At 71.6% G+C, this 10,991-nt stretch carries 12 protein-coding genes; 9 read left to right on the top strand and 3 right to left on the bottom strand.

Annotation, left to right across the window (positions count from 1 at the left end):
• The first annotated feature begins 103 nt into the window (after positions 1-103).
• The 5 genes from ACWEOW_RS24140 (at position 104) to ACWEOW_RS24160 (ending at position 4,764) form a co-directional block, all read left to right on the top strand.
• A complete protein-coding gene (locus tag ACWEOW_RS24140) occupies positions 104-1,435 on the top strand; it encodes a UDP-glucose dehydrogenase family protein (protein ID WP_452271798.1) in 1,332 nt (443 codons plus the stop codon).
• Positions 1,436-1,476: 41 nt separating this feature from the next.
• Complete coding sequence (gene rfbA, locus ACWEOW_RS24145) at positions 1,477-2,355, top strand: glucose-1-phosphate thymidylyltransferase RfbA (RefSeq protein ID WP_452271799.1); 879 nt, start codon at positions 1,477-1,479, stop codon at positions 2,353-2,355.
• 13 nt (positions 2,356-2,368) lie between these two features.
• The gene (locus tag ACWEOW_RS24150; RefSeq protein WP_452271800.1) at positions 2,369-2,980 is read left to right on the top strand and encodes a dTDP-4-dehydrorhamnose 3,5-epimerase family protein; all 612 of its coding nucleotides are present in this window, start codon (positions 2,369-2,371) and stop codon (positions 2,978-2,980) included.
• Entirely contained in the window at positions 2,977-3,636 is a 660-nt protein-coding gene (locus tag ACWEOW_RS24155; RefSeq protein WP_452271801.1) for an arsenate reductase/protein-tyrosine-phosphatase family protein, read from the top strand. The genes ACWEOW_RS24150 and ACWEOW_RS24155 overlap by 4 nt, the downstream gene beginning before the upstream one ends.
• Positions 3,637-3,816: 180 nt before the next feature.
• A complete protein-coding gene (locus ACWEOW_RS24160; RefSeq protein ID WP_452271802.1) occupies positions 3,817-4,764 on the top strand; it encodes a hypothetical protein in 948 nt (315 codons plus the stop codon).
• Between the two features lie 9 nt (positions 4,765-4,773).
• Here ACWEOW_RS24160 and ACWEOW_RS24165 read toward each other — a convergent pair whose 3' ends face one another.
• Positions 4,774-5,865, bottom strand: coding sequence for an LCP family protein (locus ACWEOW_RS24165; RefSeq protein ID WP_452271803.1), 1,092 nt, complete (start codon positions 5,863-5,865; stop codon positions 4,774-4,776).
• A 53-nt stretch (positions 5,866-5,918) separates the two neighbouring features.
• Between ACWEOW_RS24165 and ACWEOW_RS24170 the strand changes: the two genes are divergently transcribed.
• Positions 5,919-6,506 (top strand): hypothetical protein, encoded by a 588-nt coding sequence (locus tag ACWEOW_RS24170; RefSeq protein ID WP_452271804.1) that lies wholly within the window; start codon positions 5,919-5,921, stop codon positions 6,504-6,506.
• Here ACWEOW_RS24170 and ACWEOW_RS24175 read toward each other — a convergent pair.
• Positions 6,499-7,620, bottom strand: coding sequence for a glycosyltransferase (locus tag ACWEOW_RS24175; protein ID WP_452271805.1), 1,122 nt, complete (start codon positions 7,618-7,620; stop codon positions 6,499-6,501). The genes ACWEOW_RS24170 and ACWEOW_RS24175 overlap by 8 nt on opposite strands.
• Positions 7,621-7,762: 142 nt before the next feature.
• On the opposite strand from ACWEOW_RS24175, the gene ACWEOW_RS24180 reads away from it, so the two are divergent.
• Positions 7,763-8,896: a glycosyltransferase family 4 protein gene (locus ACWEOW_RS24180; RefSeq protein WP_452271806.1), complete on the top strand. Its 1,134-nt coding sequence runs from the start codon at positions 7,763-7,765 to the stop codon at positions 8,894-8,896.
• Between the two features lie 45 nt (positions 8,897-8,941).
• Here the strand turns inward: ACWEOW_RS24180 and ACWEOW_RS24185 are convergent, their stop codons facing one another.
• Complete coding sequence (locus ACWEOW_RS24185; protein WP_452271807.1) at positions 8,942-9,586, bottom strand: hypothetical protein; 645 nt, start codon at positions 9,584-9,586, stop codon at positions 8,942-8,944.
• A gap of 67 nt (positions 9,587-9,653) precedes the next feature.
• On the opposite strand from ACWEOW_RS24185, the gene ACWEOW_RS24190 reads away from it, so the two are divergent.
• Together ACWEOW_RS24190 and ACWEOW_RS24195 are read left to right on the top strand one after the other, a co-directional pair.
• The gene (locus ACWEOW_RS24190) at positions 9,654-10,556 is read left to right on the top strand and encodes a nucleotidyltransferase family protein (protein ID WP_452271808.1); all 903 of its coding nucleotides are present in this window, start codon (positions 9,654-9,656) and stop codon (positions 10,554-10,556) included.
• Positions 10,553-10,858 carry a PqqD family protein gene (locus tag ACWEOW_RS24195; RefSeq protein WP_452271809.1) on the top strand — a complete coding sequence of 102 codons (306 nt, stop codon included), beginning with the start codon at positions 10,553-10,555 and terminating at the stop codon, positions 10,856-10,858. The genes ACWEOW_RS24190 and ACWEOW_RS24195 overlap by 4 nt, the downstream gene beginning before the upstream one ends.
• The last annotated feature ends 133 nt before the right edge of the window (positions 10,859-10,991 follow it).

Below are 10,991 nucleotides of genomic sequence, written 5' to 3' on the forward strand. Positions count from 1 at the left end.
GGTCACCGAGCCGTCACCGGCCGGTCGACTCCCGGCCACCACCCGTCACCTGGCGTTCGCCCGGACGTCGAGAAGCGTCCCCACCGCTGCGTATGCTGCCCACGTGCGAATCTCGGTCATCGGATGTGGGTATCTCGGCGCGGTGCACGCCGCGTGCATGGCGGACTTCGGCCACGAGGTGGTCGGGGTCGACGTCGAGCCCGAGAAGGTCGAGAAGCTCGCGGCCGGGGTCCCGTCGTTCCACGAGCCCGGCTTCGAGCCCGTGCTCCGCAGGGGGGTCGAGGCCGGCACGCTCAGGTTCACCACCGACAAGTCCCGCATCGGCGACGCACGCGTCCACTTCATCGCCGTGGGGACCCCCCAGCGGGACGGCAGCTACGCCGCCGACATGACCTACGTGTGGACAGCCGTCGAGGACATCATCGAGCACGCCCGGCCGCACGCCGACGGCCCGGTCGTGGTGGTCGGCAAGTCCACTGTGCCGGTCGGCACGGCGCAGGCGATCGCGCAGCGGTTCGCCGAGTCCGGCCTCGATGCCGTGGTGGTGTGGAACCCGGAGTTCCTGCGCGAGGGCTTCGCCGTCGCGGACACCAAGACCCCCGACCGCGTCGTCTACGGGCTGCCCGACGACGCGACGTCCGCCGAGCACGGCCGGGCCGTCCTCGACGAGGTCTACGCCCCGATCCTCGCGGCCGGCATCCCGCGCCTGCTCGTCAACTACCCGACATCCGAGCTGGTCAAGGTCGCCGCCAACTCCTTCCTGGCGACGAAGATCTCGTTCATCAACTCGATGGCCGAGCTGTGCGACGCGGCGGGCGCCGACGTCACCAAGCTCGCGGCGGCCATCGGCCACGACGAGCGGATCGGCCCCAAGTTCCTTCAGGCCGGCATCGGCTTCGGCGGCGGCTGCCTCCCCAAGGACATCCGGGCGTTCATGGCCCGGGCCGGCGAGCTCGGCGTGGACCAGTCGCTGACCTTCCTGCGCGAGGTCGACTCGATCAACATGCGGCGGCGCGACCATGCCGTCGACCTCGCGGCCGCCATAGCCGGCGGGCGCCTCGTCGGCGTCCGGGTTGCGGTGCTCGGGCTCACCTTCAAGCCCGACAGCGACGACGTCCGCGACAGCCCCGCGCTCGACATCGCCGGGCGCCTCTGGGGCCGTGGCGCCGACGTCGTGGCGACCGACCCGGCCGGCGCGGACGCGGTGCGCCGCCTCCGACCCGACCTGCACATCGTGGACACCGTCGACGAGGCCCTCGAGGGTGCCGAGCTGGTCATGCTCCTCACCGCGTGGAAGGAGTACCTCGGGATCGATCCCGCGCACGCGAAGTCGCTCGTCGCAGTCCCGCGCGTCATCGACGGCCGCAATGTCCTCGACCCGCGGACCTGGGCGGACGCCGGCTGGGAGTACCGCGGCATGGGCCGCACCAGCTGAGTCCACCACCCCGTCGGGCTCGACCACCTAGGCTGCCCGTCATGAAGGGGATCGTGCTGGCCGGGGGGACGGGGAGCAGGCTGCATCCCATCACCCGGGGGATCAGCAAGCAGCTCATGCCGGTGTACGACAAGCCGATGGTCTACTACCCGCTGTCGACGCTGATGATGGCCGGGATCCGTGACGTCCTCGTCATCACCACCCCGGGTGACGCCGAGCAGTTCCAGCGCCTGCTGGGTGACGGCTCGCAGTGGGGTATGTCGATCTCGTATGCCGTCCAGCCCAGCCCCGACGGCCTGGCCCAGGCCTTCCTGCTCGGCGCCGACTTCATCGGCGCCGACCGGGTCGCACTCGTGCTCGGCGACAACATCTTCTTCGGCCCGGGCCTCGGCACGCGCCTCGCTGAGCACACGGAGGTCGATGGCGGGCACGTCTTCGCGTACCGCGTGGCCGACCCGACGGCATACGGCGTCGTGGAGTTCGACGGCGCGGGTCGGGTGATCTCGATCGAGGAGAAGCCCACCCGCCCGAAGTCCAGCTACGCCGTGCCCGGCCTGTACTTCTACGACAACGACGTCATCGACATCGCGAAGGGACTGGTCCCGAGCGACCGCGGCGAGCTCGAGATCACCGCCGTCAACGACGAGTACCTCCGCCGGGGCGCGCTGACCGTGAGTGTCCTGCCCCGCGGGACGGCCTGGTTCGACACCGGCACGTTCGAGGGACTCATCGAGGCGAGCCAGTACGTCCACGTCGTCGAAGCCCGGCAAGGGCAGAAGATCGGGTGTGTCGAGGAGGTCGCCTGGCGCAACGGGTGGCTCGACGACGCCGGAATGCGCAAGCACGCCGACGACCAGGCCAAGAGCGGTTACGGTCTCTACCTGCGCGCACTGCTCTCCGAAGGCCGCGACGGCCCCTGAAGGGAACCATCACATGCAGATCCGACCGCTCGCCATCGCGGGCGCCTGGGAGATCACCCCGACCCAGTTCCCCGACGAGCGCGGGGTGTTCCTCGAGGCGTTCCGCGGCGACCGGCTCGCCGAGGTCATCGGGCACCCGCTGGACGTGCAGCAGACCAACGTGTCGGTGTCGGCGCGGGGGACGGTGCGTGGCATCCACTTCGCGGATGTCCCTACAGGACAGGCGAAGTACGTCACTGCAGTGTCCGGGGCCCTCGTCGACTACATCGTCGACCTCCGAGTCGGCTCGCCGACCTTCGGGACCTGGGACTCGGTGCTGCTCGACACCGTCGACCGGCGCGCGGTCTACCTCGGGGAGGGGCTCGGCCACGCCTTCTGCTCGCTGGAGGACGGCACGACCGCCTACTACCTGTGCTCGGCGACCTACAACCCCTCGGCGGAGCGGGGCATCAACCCGCTCGACCCAGAGATCGGGCTGGCCCTACCCGACGGCATCACGCCGCTGCTGTCACCCAAGGACGCCTCAGCGCCGACGCTGAGCGGCGCGCGCGACGCCGGGATCCTGCCCGACTTCGACGTCTGCACCGACTACCAGCGCTCGCTGGCCGGCCGCGTCGGCTCATGAGCGAGCCCAGCGGCCCCGCCGCCCCAGAGACTCCGGCGACCCCCGCGCCCGCGTCCCTCCCGGCGACGCCGGCGACGCCGGCCGCCTTGGGCACATCGCGGGTCGGCCGCATCATGGTCGTCTGCACCGGCAACGTATGCCGCTCGCCGTACATCGAGCGTCGCCTCGCGCAGCTGCTCGCCGACACCGACGTGCTCATCGAGAGTGCGGGGACTCGCGCCCTGGTGGGACAGGACATGCAGGAGGGGTCGCACGAGGCGCTCGAGTCGGTCGGCGCGGATGCCTCCGGCTTCATCTCCCGTCAGCTGACCCACGCGATGCTCGACGACGCAGACCTGGTCATCACGGCCACCCAGCGGCACCGCCGGGACGTGGTCTCGCTCAACCCGCGCACCCTGCGCCGGACGTTCAGCCTCGGAGAGCTCGCCGACCTGCTGCGCACCGCCGAGCTCGCGCCGGACGGGGACGAGCCCTGGGCCACCACGGTGGCCGAGGCGGCACGCCAGCAGCGTGGGCAGTCGCCGGCCCTTCCAGCGGGGGAGTCCGACATCACGGACCCCTATGGTCGGGGCGCTGAGGCCTATGCCCTGATGACCCGCGAGGTGGAGACGTACCTGCTCGTCGTCGCGAGTGCGCTGCGGCCGCCGGCGCGCTGACGAACGGCCCCGAGGCGTCGGCCCGAGGCGTCGGATCGGCCCCGGCTGCCAGGGATCAGGGCCTGCGCTGCCCGCGTGGGCGCTCCGGACAGTTCGGGCAGCGTGTCTCGGGAACCGGGTGCGCCTCGTACGATGTCACCCGGACCAGCGAAGGATGCATGTGTTGAGGGGTAGAACGGCATGAAGAACCGGGTGGCGACCATCGGCCTCGTGGCCTTCCTCGCGGTCGACGTGGGGCTCGTGGCGCTGGCGCTGCGGCCCAACCGGACCCCGAGCGAGCCGCCGTCCACGATCCCTGTCTCGACGCCGACGACGGTCACGGGAAGCGGCGGTTCGTCCACTGGGACGGGGACCAGCACGGCCTCGGCGACGACGACCGGCACCGCCGCCGCGGGCGCAGTCCCCGTCGGCCTGCTGGTGTCTGCCCTCGACGGGCAGACCGCCTGGCGGGTCAAGAGCGGCACGTGCAGCTCAGGCGGTTCGGCCGTGGAGCTGACCACCGACTCCGGCAAGACGTGGAACACGCTCAAACCGCCGGCGCGCGCCGTGTCGCGCGTCCAGGTCCTCGACAGCAAGCGCGCCTTCCTCATCGGCGCCGGCGCCGACTGCAACCTGAAGCAGTTCACCACCGCGGACGCCGGCGACAGCTGGCAGGCACCGACCAACGTCTCCAACGGCTGGGCACGCGAGCTGGACGCCCCCAGCGAGGTGCTCACCCCCAAGGACGCGCACGCGAAGCCGTGCGACACCGAGGCCGTGGTCGACCTGTCGCGCACGTCATCCACCCAGGCGGAGGCGCTCTGCGCGTCCGGCGACGTCAAGGTCACCAATGACGGCGGGACGACGTGGTCCGACTCCGGCTCCGCGCCGGGTGCCGTCGCGCTCAGCAACTTCCTCGACGGCGACGTGCTCACGACGTATGCCGTGCGTGTCGTCAGCGCCTGTGACGGCCTGCAGGTCGTCAAGGTGGTCAAGGGACGCAACGCGACCGTCGTGACCTGCGTCCGGACCGCCACCCCGAAGAAAGGCGACGTCGGGCTGTGGGTCTCCGCCGACGCCGGATGGATCCTCAACGGCGGCGAGACGTGGACCGCCGACGGCGGGCTGCGCAGCTGGCAGAAGGCCTGACAGCGACCGCTACTGCTGGTACGACTCCAGCTCGTCGTTGCGGATCGCGTCGCCGAGCTGGGCCATCTTCACGGTGTCCACGATGTCGATCGAAGCGCCCGCTGCGGTCGTCCCGAAGCCGGTGAACGGCGCGGTGATGAAGTGGATGTCATCGCCGCGCAGACCACGCATCGCGAACGCCTCCGACCGCATCTGGCCGACATCGAGCCGCTGGTCGATGGTGAGGTTGCTGGTCGCGGCGTCGATGAAGTCCTTGAGCTTGAGCGGGTTGGTCAGCACGTCCTTGGTCAGGGTCTTCAGCATCAGCGCCTTGATGAAGGCCAGCTGGCGGCGGCCACGGGAGATGTCCCCCTCGCTGAGGGTGTGCCGCTGCCGGACGAAGATCAGCGCGGTCGCCCCGTCCATGTGCTGCACGCCCTTGCGGAACACCGTGTTGTTGTCGCCGACCGACGCCTCCTCGACGTTGACGTCGACGCCACCGACGGCGTCGGTCATGTTCTTGAAGCCCTCGAACCCGAGCATCGCGACGTGGTCGATCCGGACGCCGAGGAGGTTCTGCATCGTCGTGACGAGCAGCGGCCCGCCGCCGAACGCGTAGGCGGCGTTGAGCTTGTTCTTGCCATGGCCCGGGATCGAGACGTAGAGGTCGCGAGGGAAGTGGATCAGGGTGACGTCGCGGTGGTCGTCCGGGACGTGCACGAGCACCATGACGTCGGAGCGCGCCCCGACGCGGTCGGGGCCGGCGTCGTTGCCGATGATGAGGTAGTTGGTCCCCGTGCCCTGCGGGATGTCGATCGTCTTGCCGGACGAGTCGGTGGGTGCCGCTGCGGCAGGACCGTCGGGCAGGAGCAGCTCCTGGCGGACGTTGTTCGTCACGATCTGGTTAAGCCAGACGAGGTAGCCGCCCACGGCGAGGACCGGAACGAGCAGCAGCACGAGCGCAGCGATGAGGACCTTGCGGTTGCGCTTGCGCTCCCGGCGCGAGCCGGATTCCTCGGCGTCGCCTGGGCCGTCGTCCCCGGGTCCGTCGCCGGACCCTCCGTCGACACCATCGAGGCCGGGCTCGAACAGGTCGTTCTCGACCTCACGGGTGCTGTCCACGGCGCAAGTGTAGGTGGCGGGAGCACTTTGCACTGCTGCTTACACTTTCCGCCATGGCTCGAGGTGGACGACGACGGTTGCGCACCGACGTACCCCTCACCATCGGCGCCGTCATCCTGTTCGTCGGGTACGTGTGGCTGCTGACCCGGGCGACCGAGCCGATCGTCAGCGTGTTCGCGTTCGCCTCCGACAACCGGCCGAAGCTGTACGCGGCCCTGCTCGCCGTCCTCGTCGGCCTCCCCGGCATCCTGCTGACCCTCCCGCGAGCCCTGACGCCCCCGAGGCAGACGGTGGTGTCGTCGATCCCCAGCCGGCGGGGGGCCGGGACCCAGCAGCGTTCCTATGTCAAGACCGACGTGCTCGCCCTCGCCGTCCTGCTGATGGCTCAGGCCCCGCTGCCGGCACCGTGGGGACCGGCCGGCAAGGCAGCGACCATCGCGAACGTCACCAAGTCGCCCGAGATCGTCGAGCTGAGCGCGACCTTTGCGACGTACTCCCTCGGCGTCTTCGCGGTGGGGATCCTCGCCGCCGTGCTGGCCAAGGTCTACGTCCACGCTGCGGCATACCGCGTCCTGGCGATCATCCTCGTCATCGGCGCCCCCGTCGTCGCGTGGGTCCTCGCGATCCACTCGATCAGCTGAAGCCCGGCGACTCGACCGGCGGCTTGCCGCCGAGGACCTGCTCCACGTGGCCGCGGAGCCGCTGGTGGAAGACGGGCTCGGAGAAATGCTCCGCGTGCGCCCTCACGGCGTCGGTGTCGAACGTTCGGCGCCGCGCGGCGACGACCGCCGCCCGCAGGTCCTCCGCGGTGGGTGTGTCGAAGAACTGTCCGTTGACCGCCTCGTCGACCGTGTCGAGGTACCCGCCGGCGCGCAGGGCCACCGTCGGCACGCCGAACGCCGCAGCCTCGAGCGGCGTCAGCCCGTAGTCCTCCAGACTCGGCGCGACGAGGGCAAGCGCGCGGGCGTACGTCCAGCGCAGCTGCGCGTCGCTGAGCCCGGTGACGATGCGGACGTTCGCGGGCGCCTCGGCTCGCAGCCGCGCCTCGAGCGGCCCGGACCCGACGATGACGAGCCGCTCGGGCAGGTCCCGCACGGCCGCCATGGCGACGTCGACGTTCTTGTACGGCAACAGCCGTGACACCAGGAGCAGGTACCCGTCCGCCCAGTCGGCCAGCGCCGCGACGGTGGTCTGCTCGCCGAGCGGGTCGATGCCGTACGGGGCGGGCAGCACGTCCGCCGCGATCCCGTATGCCGCTTCGATCCGGTCGCGGACCACCGTGGAGTTCGCCACATAACGGTCGGCGGACTCGGCCGCCCGGCGGTCCCACCGTCGGAGCCAGCCGCTCAGGGCCAGCAGAGCCTTGCCCCGGGTCGTCTCCGACGCCGGGCCGCCGAGGTAGGCGTCGGTCTGGTAGAGCCAGCGCGCAGGAGCGTGGCAGTAGACGAGCTTGCGGCCGCTGGTCGGCACGCCGTGGGCCCACCCGGAGCTCGACGCGATGACGACGTCGGCGTCCACGCGAAGGCGCGACACGGCATACGGCAGCAGGGGCAACGCCGCCCGGTGGTCGCGGCGCAACGGCGCGATGCGGTTGATCGGCGACGTGAGGATGCGGGCGTCACTGAACTCCGGATACGTGCCCTCGGGGTCGAAGAGCGTCGTGTGGATCGGCGCGTCGGGGAAGGCGCGGTGCATCGCCAGCACGACGCGCTCGGCGCCACCCCGCTGGGTCAGGTAGTCGTGTGCGATCGCCACACGTGGACGTCGGGTCATGGGGTCCAATCCGGGACGCTAGATTCAGGCAGGTGCCGAGAGTCAGTCAGGCGGTCCCGACCCACGCCCTGCGCGATCCTCTCACGGTCGCGCCCGCCACGGGTCGCACATCTCGAGCCGCGCGGTGAGGCGCCTCGCGGTCAACGGGCGCTTCTTCACGCAGGCCACGACCGGCACGCAGCGATACGCCCTGGAGCTGACCCGGCGCCTGGTCCAGCGGTTCCCGGGGCAGGTCGTGATCCACGTCCCCAAGGGCGCCGTCGTGCCGCCCGAGATCGCCGCGGGCGCGGTGGTCCGCGAGTCGTGGGCCGCCGGTCAGCTGTTCGAGCAGGTGGCCCTGCCCTGGGCCGCGCGCCGCGAGCTGCTCGTCAGCCTGGGTGGCCCCGCCCCGCTCGCCGCGCGCAGCCAGGTGGCGACCGTGCACGACGTCTCGGTCTTCCGTCATCCAAGGACGTACAGCCGCGCCTTTCGCACCTGGTATCGCGCCATGTACGTCGTGCTCGCGCGTCGCGCCGAGCGCGTGCTCACCGTGTCCGAGTTCAGTGCCCGGGAGGTCGAGGACGTGCTCGGTGTCCGTCCCGAGCGGCTCGCGGTCGTTCCCAACGGCTCGGACCACGTGGACCACGTCACGGCGGTGCGACCGCCCCTGGGTCTGCCGCCGTTCGAGCAGGGCGAGGGCCCGGACCCGGGCCGGCCCGCGTGCGAGGCGCTGCCGGAAGCGGTGCCGGGCACCCTCGAGCCGGGATGGGTGCTCTGCGTCGGCACCTTCGCCCGGCACAAGAACGTCAGCCCGGCGCTCGACGCCTTCGAGATGGCCGGAGTCCGGTCCGTGGTCGTCGGCGCCAGGGGCAACCGGCGCGTCTTCTCGGGCATCGGCACCGGACGGTGGACGCGCGCCTTCTTCGCGGGGCGGCTCACGGACGAGGAGCTCGTCTGGCTGTACCGGCACGCGTGCGCGCTCGTGTTCCCCTCGGTCTACGAAGGCTTCGGAATCCCGGTCGTCGAGGCCCAGCGCCTTGGCTGCCCGGTCGTCGCGATGCGCGTTGACCCGCTGCCCGAGGTCGCAGGCGACGGTGCGGTCCTGTGCGACCCGGACCACCCGGACGAGATCGTGGCGGCGGTCCAGCGGCTCATCGACGACCCCGCGGAGCGGGACGACCTCGTCGAGCGCGGGCGACGCAACGCCCAGCGGTACACCTGGGACGCCTCGGTGGACACCCTGGTCATCACGCTCGCCGAGCTCGGCTGGGCGCCGTGAGACCAGGCGCGACGACGGCTACGCCTGCTTCCACCGGTCGAGCGGTCAGGTCGAAGCGTCGGTCTCGACCGTTGGGCGCTCGCCCAGGATCCGCCATTCGCGGACGTTCGGGGTGTCCCCGCCGAGCAGCGCGAACAGGGCAGCGCTGATGGCCAGCACGATCAGCGCACTGCCCAGCACGTCGCGTGGTGCGTGGGCGTACCAGCTGACGTTGCCGAGCCCGATGGCAACGGCCCCGCCGAGAGCGACGCGCAGGCCGACGACGCCGACCCGAACCGGCCAGAGCACGACAACCGCCACCAGCAGCCCGAATGCGGCAGCGGCATGGTTCGACGGGAAGGCATCCCCCGGCACGCCGAGCGCCTGCCGGTCGCGCAGGTCGAGCGCCAGCAGCGGCGAGGCGACGGCGATCACCGTGCCAGCAAGGGCCCGGAGCCACGCCCGCCGCGCCAGTGCGAGCAGGGCGAGCACCAGCGCAACCGGCGCAAGCACCACGATGACGATCGGCCGCGCAAACGCGTCGAGCGCCTGGCGCGGCCACGCGGGCAGCCCGTTGTGCACCACGTCAGCGAAGAGCTGGTCGACCCGGGAGCCCGGCGACGTGCGGACCGCGATGAGCGCGGTGAGGACGAACCCCACGCACGCACCGGCCGAGACGAGGGCCCAGCGCAGACGATCGCGGTGCGACACGTGCGCCTCCTGCCGGGCTGTTAGGGTGCGATCGAACAGTCCACTTGCAGTCTATGGGGGTCACGCGATGGCAGCCCACGAGGCTACCGACGCCGCCACGGACGGACCAACGGTCCCCCTTGACGTGCGTATCGGCTTCGCGCACGCGGCCGTCCAGTGGCTGGCGGACGCGCTGCGCGTCGACGTGCTGCATGTCAAAGGCGCCGCGCTCGACCCGACCCTGCGCCCGGGGCGGATGTACTCCGATGCCGACGTGCTCGTGCGCCCGGGCCAGGTCGAGCTGCTCCTGTCCGAGCTGCAGCGCCACGGCTGGGTCCTGATCAGCTCGTTCGCGTTCGGCTCGTCGTTCGAGCACTCCGCGACGTTGCGACACACGGACTTCGGGCTGGTCGACCTGCATCGGATCTACCCCGGCATCGGGCCGACTCCGGAGGCGGCCTTCGCGGCGCTCTGGGCTGAGCATGTCCTCACCGACCTCGGCGGCGTGCCCTGCCCCGTCCCCTCCCGCGGCGCGCAGGCGGCGCTGCTGCTCCTGCACGCCGCGCGGGGCGGCGCCGACCGGAAGGCCGCCCTGGACATCGATGCGGTCTGGGTCACGGCCGACGACGGTCTGCGGGCGGACATCCTCACCTGGGTCGACCGGCTCGACGCGGGTCTCGGCTTCTCCGTCATCACCGGCACTCTGGACGAGCACTCGGACGACCCGGCATACGACCTGTGGCGCGTCGCGGCCCGCGGGGGCACGCGGTTCGAGGAATGGCGAGCCCGGGTGCGCGCCGCGCAAGGGCTGCGCGCCAAGGCGGGCGTCGTGGGACGGTCGATGCTCGTCAACGTCGAGCACCTCACCATCGTGCGCGGGCACCCCGTCACACGCCGCGAGGTGGTCGCCGAGTTCTTCGGCCGGCCGCTCCGCGGAGTGCGTGAGCAGCTGTCCCGGCGACGGTCCAAGGGCTCGGGGGAGGCCGGATGAGCCCGGCGTTCCGGGCCGCCAAGGGCGTCGGCGTCGTCGTCCCGGCAGACGGCGAGCACGTCTACCTCGCTCAGCTGCCCGACGGGCCGCTGCTCGTGCTTGACGGCGTGGCCGCGACGATCTGGACGGAGGCGACGACCGGGCCCGAGCAGGGCTGGGTGGGCCGCGTGGCGACGGCCTTCGACCAGACCGAGGACGACATCGACGCAGACGTGCGCCGGTTCATCGCCGACCTCGAGGCGCGCGGGATGGTCGAGCCGGCGACCGGGCAGCCCGCCGGGTCCCACGACGCCTCGCGCTAGCGGACCGACCTAGAGCACCGCCCAACGGGCGGGCCCGACCACCCTGCCCGACGTCTCTGGTCGAGTGGCCGCCCCGTCCCACGCGCCCGACATGGTGGGGCGGGTTCGTCGGTGACGGGTGGGACGGGGCGGC

This window comes from Monashia sp. NPDC004114 (assembly GCF_053603855.1).

Excerpts from the sequence above, each read along its gene's own strand:
- rfbA (WP_452271799.1), top strand. The coding sequence starts at position 1,477 with ATGAAGGGGATCGTGCTGGCCGGGGGGACGGGGAGCAGGCTGCATCCC.
- ACWEOW_RS24150 (WP_452271800.1), top strand. The coding sequence starts at position 2,369 with ATGCAGATCCGACCGCTCGCCATCGCGGGCGCCTGGGAGATCACCCCG.
- ACWEOW_RS24155 (WP_452271801.1), top strand. The coding sequence starts at position 2,977 with ATGAGCGAGCCCAGCGGCCCCGCCGCCCCAGAGACTCCGGCGACCCCC.
- ACWEOW_RS24160 (WP_452271802.1), top strand. The coding sequence starts at position 3,817 with ATGAAGAACCGGGTGGCGACCATCGGCCTCGTGGCCTTCCTCGCGGTC.
- ACWEOW_RS24170 (WP_452271804.1), top strand. The coding sequence starts at position 5,919 with ATGGCTCGAGGTGGACGACGACGGTTGCGCACCGACGTACCCCTCACC.
- ACWEOW_RS24190 (WP_452271808.1), top strand. The coding sequence starts at position 9,654 with ATGGCAGCCCACGAGGCTACCGACGCCGCCACGGACGGACCAACGGTC.
- ACWEOW_RS24195 (WP_452271809.1), top strand. The coding sequence starts at position 10,553 with ATGAGCCCGGCGTTCCGGGCCGCCAAGGGCGTCGGCGTCGTCGTCCCG.